The sequence below is a fragment of the Variovorax sp. GW821-FHT10B04 genome (assembly GCF_059415645.1).
In genome coordinates, this window is the sequence record NZ_JBWKNQ010000010.1 from 225,963 (window position 1) to 241,221 (window position 15,259).

Here is a 15,259-nt window from a genome sequence, read left to right on the forward strand (position 1 = left end):
AAACGATGCCCAGGAAAGCGCGCTATGTCTCTCCCGATCAGCTCTCGCTGATCGAATCCACGCCACCCAGGCGCCTCTTCATCGGCCTGCTGCCGGAGGCCGACGTGCAGTCTGCGCTGCATGCCCAGCAGAGTGCCTGGCCCATGCCCAGTGGCGCCATGCTCACGCGCGCCGAGCGCCTGCACATGACGCTGCATTTTCTCGGCGACGTCGATGGCGACGCCGTGCCTTACCTGCAGCGTGCGCTGAACGACATCGAGATGGACGACATGGCGCTGAACCTGCGCAAGCCCGAGGTCTGGGGCGTGGCCGTGGTGCGGCCCGACGACAACGAGCGGCTCGGCGTGCTGCGCGATCGCCTGTGCAAGCCCTTGCGCCGCATGGGCCTGCCGGTCAGCAGGAAGTGGACGCCGCACGTCACGCTGGCGCGCAACACCGAAGGCGCCGTACCGCCCCCGGAAGTGCCGACGGTGCACTGGGCACCGCGCGACTTCGCGCTGATCTGGTCGCGCTTCGAGCCCTCGGGGCGCGGGTATTACGAGGTGCTGGGGCGCTATCCGGCGACAGGGCCTTCCGCGCCCACGAACGCACCGTGCAGCCCGAGCGGCAGCGAATAGGGCAGTGTCGCCTGCGCCACCGGCCCGTCGGCCAACGCATCGGCGGCAAAGCAGGACAGCACCGTCTTGTTCTGCACGAGGTCCAGCACGGTTCCGAGCACCCAGCCGGCACCGGCACCGTCCGGCACGAAGACATGTTCCTCGACCAAGGCTTGCGGCCCGTAGCTGAAGCGCTGCGAGATGCCGGATTCGACATCGGTGCGCGCGACCGCATTCCAGAACGGCAGGCCTTCGCGCAACTGGGTGGCATGGACCACGTGCCGGTGTCGCAGGCCGATCTTTCGCGGGTCCATGCGCGGGAATTCGGCGTCGATTGGTAGCTCGGCCTGGGTCGCCTGGCCGGTGCCCAGGTTCAGGCTGGCGACCGTCAATCGCGGGCCGGCGCCGGGCACGAGACGCGCCCGCATGACCTCGCGCGTGCTCGTCAGAACGCTCGACGCATCGGGCGAGCGCATGTAGTCGACGTGGATCACGGTGCCGCTGGCGGTGTCTTCTTCCCATGCATTGCCCAGGTGGAACAGGAAGCCGGCCGGCAGCGTCAGCGTCTGCTGCCGCTTCCAGTTCTTCTTGTCGATCACCAGTGCGCGCATGCCGAGTTCGGGGCGCCACACGTGCGCATCCAGAAAGCTCGAACCCGCCGCCTTGCGCTGCGCGTCGTACACCAGCGGCGGCATCAGGAACACGAGATGCCCGGGCGTGACTGCGAAGTCGTGAATCATCGGCAGATTGCCGACCGGCAGCGCGTCGGCCCGACGGAGCGCGCCATCGGGTGCGATCTCGTAGAGCACCAGCAGGCCGTTGCCCGAGCTGACGCCGAAATTCCAGACGGTACCGTCCGGGTCCACCCTCGGATGCGCCGAGAACGGCACGCCTGCGAGATCGGCTCGCCAGGTCTTGAGCCCGCGCGTTTCCAGCGTGCGCGGGTCCAGCCGGGTGGCCGAACCGCCTTCCCACAGCGCGAGCAGTTCGCCGCCGATCGGCAGCACGTTGATGTTCGCCACGTTCATGCTGTCGGGCGAGGTCACGGGCTCGTTGCCCGGGAATGTCGTGCCGAAGCCCTCCGTCAGCCGGCGGCCGGCGCGCAGCTCGGCCACGCGCTTGGCGGTCGCCACATAGCGGCCTTGATGATGGACCCGGCTGCGCTCGATCACGAACCGGTGCGCCATCCCGTCGCCGTCGAACCAATGGTGATAGCGCTGGCCGCCCAGGTCGTGGCCGGCGGGGCCGATGCGATAGAGCGTGCCGGCGACCGCATCGGGAAAGCGTCCGCGGACCGTGGCAGCCGTCAACGGCAGGTCGCCCGGCAGCGTGGCGAATGCCGGCTTCCAGGGCGCGGTCGACGCCTGGAATTCAGCCTGCCAATTTTCTGAAGCCCCGGACGCATCGGCGCGCGCGAAGCCTGGCAAGAGGAAAGGCGCGCTGCCGACAACGGCCAGACGGCGCAGGAGTTCACGGCGGTCCATGGTCTGGTTCTCCGCTCAGTGCAGGCGGAAGGCGATGCTGGCGTCGGCGTCCAGCGGCACGGCGGCGGCGTCGAATCCCGGCGGTCCCATGCGGCCCTTGGCGTCGTTCGAGAAGCCGTATCGCTCGGTCGGCAGGCCGACCAGGTTCGTGTCGAGCTTGCCGTTGCCGTTCTCGTCGGCAAAGGACTTGAGCACGTAGCGTCCGGGCGGCAGGCCGATGAACACCAGTTGCCCGGCACCGTCGCGCAACGGAAGCGTCTGCGAGGCCAGCGGCTTGTCGGCCGCAAAGGCTTCTGGCGTGTCGAACAGCGCCACATAGAGTGTGGCGGGCACCGCCGGGCCGTCGCTCACGGTGACGCGCAGATCTGCGGCAGTCGCCGCCAGCGGAAGCAGCATCGCCGCAAGGGCGGCCAGTGCATGGGAAGGATTCATGTCGAGGCTCCGTCGAAGTGGAACCCCGACGGTCGCGCGAAGCGCTTGCCGGTGCCAGCGGGAAGCGACGAAATGCTTCAGGCCGCCGCGAAGTGCGCGATCGGCAGGGCGGTTGGAGTGTCGACTCAGTACTTGATCGTCACTCCCGCCTTCACCCCGTTGTTTTCCTTGCCGTCCGACTGCACGCCGGCCGAGAACGACGTGTTGCCGCCGGTGCTCGCGCCGAGCGAGTAGGTGGGCTTGGGCGTGCCGGTGTCGACGCCTGCGTAGGCACCGCTGCCGTCCTTGCGCTGCACGCCCATGATCGCGCCCTTGGTGTTGACGGAGTCCTCGGTCGACGACACGTTGGGCTGCACGTAGATGCTGCCGTTCTCGTTGCTTTCGAGGGGAACCTTCACCGGGTCGGTCGCCATGGCCAGGCCGCACCAGACCGTCAGGCCGATCGCCGCACAGGCGCAAAGGCCGCGGCAGCGGACAGGCACGCTTGCATGCGTGGCGTGTACGCCCGTCCCGTTTGCGCCGTTTGCGATGGCACTGCGCCTGTTGCTTGTGCTTGTGGAATGAGCCATGCACGCAGTGCAGCACGGCAGGCGAAAGCGGTACGTCGGACATCGACGCACACGCCTGTCCCACGCCCGCTTTTGCCTTTTGTCGCGTCTTTAGCCTTCTGAAACCATCTGCGCCACATGCGCGCCGAGTGCGAGCGATGCCGTCAGCCCGGGCGATTCGATGCCGAACAGGTTGACCAGCCCACCGATGCCGTGCGTCGCCGCGTCCTGGATCACGAAGTCGGTCGCGGTGTTGTGCATCGACGATCCCGGCCCGGCGAGGCGCGGACGGATGCCGGTGTAGCCGGGCTGCAGATCGCCGTCCTGCAGGGCCGGGTAGTAGCGCCGCACCGACTGGTAGAAGGCCGCCTCACGCGTCGGGTCGAAGCTGTAGTCGACACCGTCGCGCCAGCTCAGGTCGGGGCCGAACTTGCACTGGCCGCCCAGGTCCAGCGTCACGTGGGCGCGCAACGCGCCTTCGCGGCCGGTCGGGTAGACGAGATGGCGGAACGGCGACTTGCGCGCCAGCGAGAAGTAATGGCCGATCGCGTAGTACAGCGGCGGCACCAGCGCTTCGGGCATGCCGTCGATGCGCGACGCCACCTGCTGCGCGCCCAGGCCGGCCGCATTGACGACCGTGTTGCACAGCACCGTCATCTCTTCGGCGCCGCCGACCCGCAGCACGATGCCGTCCGCCGTCGGCGTGGCCCCGAGCACGCGGCTCTGCAGGGCGAGCGATGCGCCGTGCCGCTCGGCATCGCCGAGGTAGGCGAGCATCAGTCCGTGGCTGTCGACGATGCCGGTGGACGGCGAATGCAGCGCACCCACGCAGGCCACCTCGGGCTCCAGGTCGTGCGCCTCGGCGGCGCCGATGATGCGCAGGTCGGTCACGCCGTGGGCCGCGCCGAGCTTCACGTACTTGTCGAGCTCGGTCAGTTCGGATTCCTGCACCGCGACGATCAGCTTGCCGATGCGCTGGTGGCCGATGCCGCGTTCGGCGCAGTAGGCGTACAGCGCGGCCTTGCCGGCCACGCACAGCCTGCCCTTGAGCGAGCCCGGCGCATACGAGATGCCCGCGTGGATCACCTCCGAGTTGCGTGCGCTGGTGTGCGTGCCGATGGCGTTCTCGGCTTCGAGGATGACGACCTCGCGGCCCGCCATCGCGAGCGAGCGCGCGATCGACAACCCCACCACGCCCGCGCCGATCACGACGCAATCGATCTTGTCCATATCCGTCCCCTGTTCCTGCGGCTTCGTCCGGGCCGCGTCATGCGTGAGAAAACAGGGCGAGGCCCTCGGCCGGCAGCTCGGCTTCGAGCAGCGTGCCGGTCTGCGATTCGACCATCACCAGCTGGCGCGTGCCGGGCCGGAAGGCCAGGTTGGTCACGGTCGCGCCGATCGGGCTGCGCACGTAATGCGTGATCTCGCCGCGCGCATTGAGCACGAAGGCGCCGCCGAGGCTGGCATGGCCGACCACCAGCCGGTTGTCGACGTCGACCGCCAGCCCGTCGGGCCCGCTGGCGCCGAAGAAGCCCTGGAAATGCCCGACCTTGCTCAGCTGGCCCTGTGGCAGCACCGGCGCGCGCCAGATCGCGTTGGCCCGCGTGACGGCGAGGTACAGCGCGCTGCCGTCCGCATTCAGCGCCAGGCCGTTCGGGCTCGGCGCATTGCGGATCAGTGCGTCGAGCCGGCCCTGCGCGTCGAGGCGGTAGACATGGCCCGTCGGGTCGTGCAGCCCGGTCTGGCCCTGGTCGGTGAACCAGCAACGGCCTTGCGCGTCGAAGGTCAGGTCGTTCACGCCCTTGAACGATTCGCTGCTGCGATGGCCGAGCACCGGCACGGGCGCATCGGCGCCGGGCTCGAGCCGCAGGATGCCGCGCCGGTAGTCGGCGATCCACAGGCTGCCGTCGCGATGGAAGGCGCTGCCGTTGGGCCAGCCGTCGTATTGCGCCACCAGCGTCCATTGCAGGTCGGTGCCGATGCGGAAGATGCGGCCGTTCGGGATGTCGGTCACCCACAGGTTGCCCGCGCGGTCGAAGGACGGGCCTTCGAGAAAGCTGTCGATCGACTGGCCGGGCTTGTTGGCGTCGCTCCATTCGGTGCGGCGCGGCTGGCGGAAGGCGTCGGGCAGCCGCGTGAGCACGCGCGCCTCGATGACTTCAGGTGGAGAGAAGGACAGGTTCCACATGGTGTTGTCTGGATGAAGGGGAAAGGGCTGGAAGGCGCGGAGCTCGCTGTGTGCGGCGGCGTGGATGCCGTGTCGGTCCGTGTGCCGGTCGTTCACTGCGGCTGGATGCCGGCGGCCTCGGCCGCGGCGGTCCAGAGCTTCGTGTCCTTGCGGATCTGCGCGGCGAATTCGGCTGGCGACAGTCCGCCCGGTGCCGCGCCTTGCTGCTTCAGGCGTTCGACCAGCGCGGGGTCGGCCAGGGCCTTGCGCACTTCGGCATACAGCTTGTCGATGATCGCCGGATCGGTGCCCTTGGGCGCCGACAGTCCGAACCAGTTGGTCACCGTGTAGCCCGGCACGCCGGCCTCGGCGAAGGTCGGCACGTCGGCCAGCACGCCGATGCGCTGCGTGCCCGTCACCGCCAGCGCGCGCGCCTTGCCGCCCTTGACCTGCGGCACCGCGGTCGGCGCGGCGGTGATCAGCACGTCGACCTGGCCCGATATCAGGCCGAGCATCGCTTCGCCCGCGCCCTTGTACGGCACGTGCGCGATGTCCACGCCGGCCTCCTTGTTGAACACCACCGCCTGCAGATGCGTCGAACTGCCGGCGCCGCCGGAGCCGAAGTTGAGCTTGCCGGGGTTCTTCCTCGCATGCGCCAGCAGCTCCTTCACCGACTTGAAGGGCGAGTCGGCCGGCACGACCAGCACCACGGGCGTCTGCAGCAGCGTCGTCACCGGCACGAGGTCGTTCGCGTGGTCCCAGGGCAGCTTGGCGAACAGCGCCGGCAGCATGGTGTAGGCGGTGTCGTTGGTCAGGAAGGTGCCGCCATCGGGCGGCGCCTTGGCCACCTGCAGCGTGCCGATGGTGCCGGAGCCGCCGGCCTTGTTGTCCACGTAGAAGGACTTGCCGGTCTGCTCGCCGAGCTTCTGCGCGATCTGGCGTGCCGCGAAGTCGGTGGTGCCGCCGGCCGAATAGGGCACGACGATGCGCACCTGCCTGTCGGGCCAGTTGGCGGCCTGCGCCGCCGCGGTGGCGGGCGCGAGCGCGGTCGCCGCGACAGCCAGTGCGAGGGCCATTGCGCAGGCGCCGCGGATCGATCGGATGGGTTTCATGTCCTTGTCTCCTTCTTTGTCTTGTTCGGGTCGTCAACGCCGCCGCGGTCACGGTCGCGGCGCATGCGCCTCAGTCCAGCTTGATGCCGGCCTCGCGGATCAGCGTGCCCCACTTGGCGTGCTCGGCGCGGATGTAGGCGGCGAACTGCTGTGGCGTGCCGGTCGCGGGCACGCTGCCTTCGAGGCTCAGCTTGTCCTGCACGTCCTTGCGCGCAACGATCTTCACCACCTCTGCATTGATGCGCGCGACGATGTCCGCCGGCATTCCGGCCGGCCCGACCAGCCCGACCCAGGTGGTCGCCTCGAAGCCCGGGTAGCCCAGCTCGGCGACGGTCGGCACGTCCGGCAGCGCGGGCAGGCGCTGGGCGCCTGTCACGGCCAGTGCGCGGATCTTGCCGCCGCTGAGCTGCGGCATCACCGACACGCTGCTGCCGAAATAGGTGCCGACCTGGCCGCCCAGCAGATCGGTCATGGCCGGGCCGGCGCCCTTGTACGGCACCTGCATCACCTGGATGCCGGCGCGCCGCGCGAGCATCTCGCCGGCCAGGTGGCCGACCGTGCCGCTGCCGGCCTGCGCGATGCCGAGTTCGCCCGGCTTGGCCTTGGCGGCCTTGATGAAGTCGGCCAGCGTGCGCAGGGGCGAGTCGGTCCGCACCGTGAGCACCACCGGCTGCGCCGCCACCTCGGCGATCGGCGTGAAGTCCTTCAGCGCGTCGAAGGGCATCTTGGCGTAGAGCGACGGGTTGATCGTCAGGTTGGAGGTCTGGCCCATGCCGAGCGTGTAGCCGTCGGGCGCCGACTTGGCGACCGCGTCGAGCCCGATGTTGCCGGCCGCGCCCGGCTTGTTGTCGATCACCACCGTCCACTGGTTGAGCACCGTGAGCTTCTCGGCGATCAGGCGCGACGTCGCGTCGGTGCCGCCGCCGGGCGTGAAGGGCACGACCAGGCGGATCGGCCGTTGCGGCCAGGCGGCCTGGGCGAGCGCCAGGCCCGCATGTCCGGTGGCGGCCGCAGCCAGGGTCAGGGCACTGCCCTGGAGGAAGTGTCTTCTTTGCATGTCGTCTCTCTTTGTTGGATGACCGAGGGTGATTCTGGGAAGGTCGATTCATGCCGTCCATTCGATAATGGTGATCCAACGATTACTTCTGTTTATCGAATGGGACCGCCATGGACCTGCATCTCCGCGACCTCCGCTATTTCGAAACTGCCGCGGAACTGGGGCACCTCGGCCAGGCAGCCGACCAGCTGGCGCGCAGCCAGCCGGCCCTGACCAAGTGCATCCAGCGCCTGGAAGAGGCCTTCGGCAGCCCGCTGTTCGAGCGCGTCGGCCGCGGCATCCGGCTCACGCCGGTCGGCCAGGTGCTGCTGGCGCGCGCGCGGCTGCTGCGCGGCCATGCCGAAGAAGCCATGCGCGAGGTGCGCGACTTCGCGCAGGGCCACGCCGGCCACGTGCGCATCGGCAGCGGGCCGGTCGCGGCCGACCACCTGCTGCCCGAACTCTGCAGCCTGGCGCTGGCCGACGACAGCAAGACCACGATCGGCATCATCGTCGGCCCGAGCTTCGAACTGCGCGACCAGCTGCGTGAAGGCCGGATCGACATCCTGATCGGCCTGACGACCGACGGCGACCCGGATTTCGAGACGCACCCGATCGTGGAGGACGTGGTGGTCGTCGCGGCCAGCCGCACGCATCCGGTGTTCGCGCAGCCGCGCATCACGATGGAGTCGCTGCTGGCCTATGCCTGGGCGCTGCCGGGCCCGAACATACCGAGCCGCCAGTGGCTCGACACCAGCTTCTCTTCGGCCGGGTTGGCGCGCCCGTCGGTGCAGATCGAGGCCAGTTCGATTCCGCTGCTGCCGCGCATGATCGAACGCACCCATTTGCTGAGCTTCGTGTCGCGCCACACCCTGGCGCTGCCCGCCAGCAAGACGCTGAAGGAAGTGAAGCTGAAGGCGACCACGCTGCGCCGCAGCCTCGGCGTGACGGTGCGGCGCGAGGGCTACCTGTCGCCCGCGGCGTTGCGCATCGTCACGCTGCTGCGTTCGCGCGGCGAAGCGCTGTTCGCGGGTGCGGGCGCGGCGCTGTAGCACGCCGCGCGCGGCGATCGCCCGCACCGCGGCGGATCGATTCCGGCGCATTCCGGTGCACGGCCGGCCGGCTGGTGCACCAGAACTGCAATACCTGGTCCATTTGATCTTGCATACAAGTGGCATGGAATCTGCTGTGCAAGAGGAATGGCCAATTCTTCAGACATCAGCGATCGCATCATCGAGGCCGTGCTGGCCAAGAAGCTCCTGCCGGGCGCCCGGCTCGGGGAGTTGCCGCTGGCGCTGCTGTTCGACTGCAGCCGCACCATCGTGCGGGAAGCGCTCACGCGGCTGGCCGCGCGCGGCATCGTCACCGTCAGCGCGCGGCGCGGCTGGTACCTGATCGAGCCGACCGAGGACGACGCGCGCGAGGCCTTCGAGGCCCGCGAGGTGATCGAGACCGGGCTGATCCGCAAGGCCAAGGGCATCGACGGCACCGGCATGAAGCGGCTGCGCGAACACATGGCGCGCCAGCGCGGCGCGATCGATGCCGGCGACGTCGGCCTGCGCAGCTTCCTGCTCGGCGACTTCCACGTCTGCCTGGCCGACTGCCTGGGCAACGGCCTGCTGGCCGACACGCTGCGCGACTTCACGGCGCGCACCACGCTCACCGCCATGCGCTACCAGTCGGACCGCGACGCGGCCAGGTCCTGCGCCGAACATGCGCAGATCGTCGACGCGCTGGGCGCCGGCGACCTGGCGCTCGCCGAGCAGCTGATGGCACTGCATCTGAGCACCTGGCAGTCCAAGCTGCCGATCCCCGAAGAGAACGATCCACTCGAACAGCTGCGCAACGCGCTGCAGCCGGTCGACCGCGCTGCGCCGATCTTGCATACCAGCCAGGCGCCAGCGCCTGTTCCGGCGGCCAGGCGCACACGCAAACCCCGTCCCACCCTTCCTGTCACTTCCACTTCCACCTGACCCACGGAGAGTCCCATGCGCATCCAGAAACGCCACCTCATCACCGCCATCGCCGCCGCCTGCACCCTGTGCGCGGTGGGTGTCGCCCAAGCCCAGAACGCCCTCGACGACGTGCTGAAGGCCAAGCTCATCAAGATCGCGATCCCGACCGACTTCCCGCCCTACGGCTTCGTCGGCAACGACATGGCGCCGCAGGGCCTGGACATCGACACGGCGCGCTACATCGCCAGCAAGCTCGGCGTGAAGGTCGAGCTGGTGCCGGTCACCACGGCCAACCGCATTCCCTACCTGCAGACCAAGAAGGTCGACCTCGTGATCTCGACGCTCGGCAAGAACCCGGAGCGTGAGAAGGTGATCGACTTCTCGGTGGCGTATTCGCCGTTCTTCATCGGCGTCTTCGGCCCCAAGACCATCGCGCTCAAGACGCCGGCCGACCTGGCCGGCAAGTCGATCGGCGTGACGCGCGGCTCGGTGGACGACATGGAACTGACCAAGGTGGCGCCGCCGGCCGCCGAGATGCGTCGCTTCGAGGACAACACCTCGACCATCTCGGCCTATGTGGCCGGCCAGACGCAGCTGGTCGCGACCAGCGCACAGGTCGCCAGCACCATGATGACCAAGAACCCGCAGCTCGGCACCGAGTTCAAGTTCGTGCTGAAGGACTCGCCGAACTTCGTCGGCCTCGCGAAGGGTGAAGACAAGCTGCGCGCCAAGGTCAACGAGATCCTGCTGGCGGCCAAGAAGGGCGGCGACCTCGACAAGATGGCCGTGAAGTGGCTGGGTCGTCCGACCGGTGACCTGCCCGAGTAATCCGGTGGCATCCGATGCGCTCTGGCGCCTGTCGGCGTTCGAGCTGGTCCGCGGTTTTCGCGCGGGCACCTTCACGCCGGTGGATGCGCTCGATGCCTGCCTGGCGCGGGCCGAGGCCTGCGAGCCGGTGCTGAACGCCATGGTGTGCTTCGATCGCGCGGGCGCCCGTCGCGCGGCCGAAGCCAGCCGTGCGCGCTGGGCGGCGGGCCTGCCGTTCGGAACGCTCGACGGCGTGCCGATGACGGTGAAGGACAACCTGCACGTCGCCGGACTGCCGACGGCCTGGGGCAGCCGGCTGCTGCGCGACGTCGTGCCGGCCGCCGACGAGTTGCCGGTGAAGCGCCTGCGCGAAGCCGGCGCCGTGCTGTTCGGCAAGACCAACCTGCCGGAATTCGCGATGCAGGGCGTGACCACCAACGCCCTCAGCGGCACGACGCGCAACCCATGGAACGCGGCGCTCACGCCGGGCGGCTCGTCCGGCGGCGCCGCTGCCGCGGTATCGGCCGGCTACGGGCCGCTGGCGCTCGCCACGGACGGCGGCGGCTCGATCCGCAGGCCGGCTTCGCACTGCGGCCTGGTCGGCTTCAAGCCTTCGATGGGCACGGTGCCGCGCGGCGGCGGCCTGCCCGACATCTTTCTCGACTACGAAGTGGCGGGCGGCATCGGCCGCAGCGTGGAAGACGTGCGCATGCTGACCGGCGTGCTGGCCGGTGCACCGCTGATCGCTTCACCGCCGCAGGCTGCGCGCATCCTCTTCGTGCCGCGCTTCGGCGCACATCCGGTCGATGCGGGCATTGCGGCGCAGGTGCGCGAGGCCGCTTTGCGCTTCGAGGCGCTCGGTCATCGCGTGGAAGGCGTGGAAGAGGCATCGTCCTTCGACCTGGCCGAAGCGGTCAATGCCTCGTGGCCGCTGCTGTCGGCCGTCGGGCTGGCCTGGATGTTCGAAGACGCGGGCACCTGGCCCGGCCTCGGCTGGCGTGACGGGCAGGCGCTCGATGCCGGCCTGTGCGGCGATGCCGCGCGCGGCGCGCTGGCCCAGGGCCGTGCCGCGGGTGGCGCGTCGCTGTTCGGCGTGCTGGCCGCGGTGCACCGGATGCGGCAGGCGCTCGATGCGCTGTTCGACGCGCACGACTTCGTCCTCACGCCGGCCACGGCGGCCTTGCCCTGGCCGGCCGCGCAGACGCATCCGGAGACGATCGATGGCCAGGCCGTCGGACCACGCGGGCATGCGGTGTTCACGGCGTTCGCGAATGCGGCCGGGTTGCCGGCCATCGCGGTGCCTTGCGGCGAAGTGGACGGGTTGCCGACCGGCTTTCAACTGGTCGGGCGTGCCGGCGACGACGCCACGGTGCTGGCACTGGCGCAGCAGATGGAACAGGCGCATCCGCGTGCGGCCCGCTGGCCGGCCGTCGACGCGCCGCCGAGCTGATCGCGCGGCGTCAGGTGCCGGGCAGGCGCTGCAGCACGCGCCCGTCGGCGATGAACGACTCGCCGACCATCATGCGGAACACCGTGTCCGGCGCGAAGCGGGGCAGGGCGAGGGCGGGCGACAGGAACTCGATGCCGATGTCCTGCGCCTGGCCGCGCCGCAGCAGCTGGCCGGGCTGGACGGTCCAGCGCGCCGTGAAGCCCTGGTTGTCGACCACCAGCGCGCAGCGGTACTGGCCTTCCGCCACCGGCACGTCCTCCGACGGCAATTGCGGCGGCCTCAGCGTGAGCGACACCTGCAGTTGCGGCGCGAAGGGCGCAGCCGGGTCGAAGTCGGCGGCAGCGGCCGATGGGGCCGAAGCGGCCGGTGGCTTGCGGCGGATCTGCGCGACCAGCCACGCGATGATGTTGCCGACGATCGGTATCCACAGCAGCATGAGCAGCGTGCCGACGTCGCGCAGCGTGCTGCCGGGCGTGGCGCGCTGCCGCACGATGGCGCCGCCGACGGCCACGCAGAGCAGGATGATGACGATGAGCTTGCGCCGCGCCTGGATTTGGGTCATGAACGAGTGCGCCGGATGCCGCAAGAGCCTGTGGGGGCGCTGAGCTTAGCGCCCGCGGCGGCGCAGGGGCCGCCGCGGGCGTTCCGTCGACGGATTCCGTCGGCAGGCCGTCAGGCCGCGACCATGTCCTTGCGCACGATCACCTGCCCGCCGCGCGTGCCGGCGTGTGCACCGTGCTGCCAGGTGACCACGCCGTTCACGATCACCGCGTCGATGCCTTCGGCCGGCCGCGTCGGCGTCTCGTAGTTGGCCGCGTCGCGCACGGTGGCGGCGTCGAAGATCACGATGTCCGCATGGTGGCCGGCCTTCAGCGTGCCGCGTTCGTGCAGGCCGAAGTTGCGCGCCGTCAGGCCGGTCATCTTCCAGACCGCGGTCTCGAGCGGGAACAGGCCGACGTCGCGGCTGTAGTGGCCCAGCACCCGCGGAAAGGTGCCCCAGAGCCGCGGATGCGGCTTGTCGCCGAGCGGAATGCCGTCGGAACCGATCATGGTTTCGTCGAATGCGAGCACGCGTTGCACGTCGTCCTCGTCCATCATGAAATAGATCGCGCTGCCGGGCTGCAGCCGTTTGGCGGCCTCTTCGCCCGACACGCCCCATTCGGCCGCGATGTCCTTCAGGTCGCGGCCTGCGCACTCGGGGTGCGGCTCGCTGCTGGCGATCAGCACGCGGCCGTCCATCATCCCGCGGTCGGTGCGGATCATCGTGGAGCCGGCGGTGTACGGGTAGCAGTCGAGGCCGATGCACTGGTGCTTCATCGCGTTCTGGATGAAGGGCAGCGTCACCTTCGTCTTGCCGAAGTTCTGCACGTTCTGCACCTTGTGGTGCGACACCACGACCGGGATGTCGAGCGCGCGGCCGATGCTGAAGGTCTCTTCCAGCGCCTCCATCACCTTGTCGCCCTCGTCGCGCATGTGCGTCACGTACAGCGCCTTGCGCGCGCTGAGCGGGCGGCTCACCTCGATGATCTCTTCGGTGGTCGCCTTCACCGCGGGCGGGTAGAAGGTGCCGGTCGACAGGCCGATCGCACCGGCCTGCATCGCTTCTTCGACCAGCGCCTGCATGGCGGCGATCTCGGCGTCGGTCGCGACCCGGTCGAGGTCCTTGTCGCCCATCGTGACGGCGCGGATCGTCGAGTGGCCGATCATGGCCGCGACGTTGACCGACGACGGCGTGGCGCGCAGCGCGTCGAGGTAGGCGCGGAAGGTGGTGAAGCGGCCTTCGGCCGGCGTGTCGATCAGGCTCAGCGGCATGGGCAGATCCATGTCGGTCCGCAGCGGCGCAGCGCTGATGCCGCAGTTGCCCGCGATCACCGTGGTCACGCCCTGCGAGACCTTGAAGGCCATCGCCGGCTGCGACAGCACGGCCTGGTCGTCGTGCGTGTGCGAATCGATGAAGCCCGGCGCGACGATGCGGCCTGTGGCGTCGAGCACGCTGTCCGCCGTGTGGCCGGCGAGATCGCCGACCGCGGCGATGCGGCCATCGATCACGCCGACGTCGGCCGTGAAGCGCGGTGCCTTGGTGCCGTCGATCACCGTGCCGCCGGTGATGAGCAGGTCGTAGTGGGTTGCAGTCATGGGAGTCCTTTGCTTGAAGCGGTGAGCGTGTTCGGCGGAGATGTGCGGTTCATCTGAAATGGCAGGCGACCCAGTGCCCGCCGCTCGAACTCGAAGTGCGCTCGCTGAGCGCCGGGTCGTCGGTCTTGCAGATGGCCTGCGCCAGCGGGCAGCGCGTGTGGAAGCGGCAGCCGCTCGGCGGATTGGCCGGGCTCGGCGGATCGCCCTGCAGCAGCATCCGCCTGGCCGGCGTGCGCGGGTTGGGCACCGGCACCGCCGACAGCAGGATCTCCGTGTACGGATGGCGCGGCGCCGAGAACAGCGTGTCGCGGTCGGCCACCTCCACGATGTGGCCCAGGTACATCACCGCCACGCGGTGGCTGATGTGGCGCACCACCGCCAGGTCGTGCGCCACGAAGAGATAGGCGATGCCGAACTCCGCCTGCAGGTCCATCAGCAGATTCACCACCTGCGCCTGCACCGACACGTCCAGCGCCGACACCGGCTCGTCGCACACGATCAGCTTCGGATTCAACGCCAGCGCCCGCGCAATGCCCAGCCGCTGGCGCTGCCCGCCCGAGAACTCGTGCGGGAACTTCGTCACCGCCTCGGGCCGCAGCCCGACCTTGCTGAACAGCCAGCGCACCCGTTCCTTGCGCTCGGCCGCGGGCATGCCGAAGTTCTTCAGCGGCTCGGCCACGATCTCGCCGGCCGCCAGCCGCGGGCTCAGCGACGCGTACGGGTCCTGGAAGATGATCTGCACGTCGCGCCGGCGCAGCCGCATCTGCTCGGCGCTCAGCGTCGTCAGCTCCTCGCCGTCGAGCTGCACCGAGCCCGAGGTCGGCTCGATCAGCCGCATCACCGACTTGGCCGTGGTCGTCTTGCCGCAGCCCGATTCACCGACCAGCGACAGCGTCTCGCCGCGCGACACGTGGAAGGACACGCCGTCCACCGCCTGGATCGGCGGGCGCTGCTTCGCGAGCCAGCGCTTGGGCGAGATGTAGTGCTTCTTGAGGTTCTCGACCTTGAGCAGGGTGTTGGCGGGCGCGGTGTTGGACACGGTGTCGGACGCCTCGGAAGAAAGAACGGCGTTCATGCGGCGGTGGCCTCGAAGGTTGGCGTACCTGGGACGGTTGCGGCTGCTGCGCCGGCGTCGGTCGGCGGCGAGAGATCGATCCGTTGTTCCTCCACCGCGAAGCACGCCACCACGTGGCTGCTGCCTTGATCGGCGCCATGTTCGGTCAGCTGCGGCACCTCGCTGCGGCAGCGCGCATCCGCATACGCACAGCGCGCCGCGAACGAACACCCGCGCCGCGGCTCCTGCGGCGACGGCACCAGCCCCGGAATCTCCGCCAGCCGTGCGGCGTGCGTGTTCATCGCCGGCATCGACGCCATCAGCGCGCGCGTGTACGGATGCAGCGGCCGGTCGAACAGGTCCATCACGTCGGCCTCTTCCACCTTGCGGCCGGCGTACATCACGACCACCCGGTCGCAGCTCTCGGCCACCACGCCCAGGTCGTGCGTGATCATCACCACGCCCATGCCCAGCTCCTTCTG

At 69.5% G+C, this 15,259-nt stretch carries 16 protein-coding genes; 5 read left to right on the forward strand and 11 right to left on the reverse strand.

Annotation, left to right across the window (positions count from 1 at the left end; genetic code table 11):
* Positions 1 to 5: 5 nt before the first annotated feature.
* Positions 6 to 617 carry an RNA 2',3'-cyclic phosphodiesterase gene (gene thpR, locus AC07PZ_RS23545; RefSeq protein ID WP_495297576.1) on the forward strand — a complete coding sequence of 204 codons (612 nt, stop codon included), beginning with the start codon at positions 6 to 8 and terminating at the stop codon, positions 615 to 617.
* On the opposite strand, the gene AC07PZ_RS23550 is transcribed toward thpR, so the two are convergent.
* From AC07PZ_RS23550 to AC07PZ_RS23580, 7 genes are all read right to left on the reverse strand, one after another.
* A complete protein-coding gene (locus tag AC07PZ_RS23550) occupies positions 554 to 2,080 on the reverse strand; it encodes a carotenoid oxygenase family protein (protein WP_495297577.1) in 1,527 nt (508 codons plus the stop codon). The two genes, thpR and AC07PZ_RS23550, sit on opposite strands and share 64 nt — an antisense overlap.
* Positions 2,081 to 2,095: 15 nt before the next feature.
* Positions 2,096 to 2,512 (reverse strand): DUF2141 domain-containing protein, encoded by a 417-nt coding sequence (locus tag AC07PZ_RS23555; protein WP_495297578.1) that lies wholly within the window; start codon positions 2,510 to 2,512, stop codon positions 2,096 to 2,098.
* A gap of 125 nt (positions 2,513 to 2,637) precedes the next feature.
* Entirely contained in the window at positions 2,638 to 2,994 is a 357-nt protein-coding gene (locus AC07PZ_RS23560) for a hypothetical protein (RefSeq protein WP_495297579.1), read from the reverse strand.
* 177 nt (positions 2,995 to 3,171) lie between these two features.
* Positions 3,172 to 4,290 (reverse strand): NAD(P)/FAD-dependent oxidoreductase, encoded by a 1,119-nt coding sequence (locus tag AC07PZ_RS23565; RefSeq protein WP_495297580.1) that lies wholly within the window; start codon positions 4,288 to 4,290, stop codon positions 3,172 to 3,174.
* Between the two features lie 37 nt (positions 4,291 to 4,327).
* Entirely contained in the window at positions 4,328 to 5,248 is a 921-nt protein-coding gene (locus tag AC07PZ_RS23570; RefSeq protein WP_495297581.1) for an SMP-30/gluconolactonase/LRE family protein, read from the reverse strand.
* Positions 5,249 to 5,340: 92 nt separating this feature from the next.
* A complete protein-coding gene (locus tag AC07PZ_RS23575) occupies positions 5,341 to 6,339 on the reverse strand; it encodes a Bug family tripartite tricarboxylate transporter substrate binding protein (RefSeq protein ID WP_495297582.1) in 999 nt (332 codons plus the stop codon).
* 70 nt (positions 6,340 to 6,409) lie between these two features.
* On the reverse strand, positions 6,410 to 7,396 hold the full coding sequence (locus AC07PZ_RS23580) for a Bug family tripartite tricarboxylate transporter substrate binding protein (protein ID WP_495297583.1): 987 nt from the start codon (positions 7,394 to 7,396) through the stop codon (positions 6,410 to 6,412).
* Positions 7,397 to 7,506: 110 nt separating this feature from the next.
* Here AC07PZ_RS23580 and AC07PZ_RS23585 point away from each other — a divergent pair, with 110 nt between their 5' ends.
* The 4 genes from AC07PZ_RS23585 (at position 7,507) to AC07PZ_RS23600 (ending at position 11,587) form a co-directional block, all read left to right on the forward strand.
* Entirely contained in the window at positions 7,507 to 8,427 is a 921-nt protein-coding gene (locus tag AC07PZ_RS23585) for a LysR family transcriptional regulator (protein ID WP_495297584.1), read from the forward strand.
* Between the two features lie 147 nt (positions 8,428 to 8,574).
* Complete coding sequence (locus tag AC07PZ_RS23590; RefSeq protein WP_495297585.1) at positions 8,575 to 9,348, forward strand: GntR family transcriptional regulator; 774 nt, start codon at positions 8,575 to 8,577, stop codon at positions 9,346 to 9,348.
* 15 nt (positions 9,349 to 9,363) lie between these two features.
* Complete coding sequence (locus AC07PZ_RS23595) at positions 9,364 to 10,158, forward strand: transporter substrate-binding domain-containing protein (RefSeq protein ID WP_495297586.1); 795 nt, start codon at positions 9,364 to 9,366, stop codon at positions 10,156 to 10,158.
* Between the two features lie 4 nt (positions 10,159 to 10,162).
* Positions 10,163 to 11,587 (forward strand): amidase, encoded by a 1,425-nt coding sequence (locus AC07PZ_RS23600; protein ID WP_495297587.1) that lies wholly within the window; start codon positions 10,163 to 10,165, stop codon positions 11,585 to 11,587.
* A gap of 10 nt (positions 11,588 to 11,597) precedes the next feature.
* Here AC07PZ_RS23600 and AC07PZ_RS23605 read toward each other — a convergent pair whose 3' ends face one another.
* From AC07PZ_RS23605 to AC07PZ_RS23620, 4 genes are all read right to left on the reverse strand, one after another.
* The gene (locus tag AC07PZ_RS23605; RefSeq protein WP_495297588.1) at positions 11,598 to 12,149 is read right to left on the reverse strand and encodes a hypothetical protein; all 552 of its coding nucleotides are present in this window, start codon (positions 12,147 to 12,149) and stop codon (positions 11,598 to 11,600) included.
* 110 nt (positions 12,150 to 12,259) lie between these two features.
* Positions 12,260 to 13,723 (reverse strand): N-acyl-D-amino-acid deacylase family protein, encoded by a 1,464-nt coding sequence (locus AC07PZ_RS23610; protein ID WP_495297589.1) that lies wholly within the window; start codon positions 13,721 to 13,723, stop codon positions 12,260 to 12,262.
* A 49-nt stretch (positions 13,724 to 13,772) separates the two neighbouring features.
* Positions 13,773 to 14,798, reverse strand: a complete 1,026-nt coding sequence (locus AC07PZ_RS23615) for an ABC transporter ATP-binding protein (RefSeq protein WP_495297590.1) — start codon at positions 14,796 to 14,798, stop codon at positions 13,773 to 13,775.
* Positions 14,795 to 15,259 (reverse strand): oligopeptide/dipeptide ABC transporter ATP-binding protein (locus tag AC07PZ_RS23620; RefSeq protein WP_495297591.1); only part of this gene is annotated, 465 nt, incomplete at its 5' end. The genes AC07PZ_RS23620 and AC07PZ_RS23615, both read right to left, overlap by 4 nt.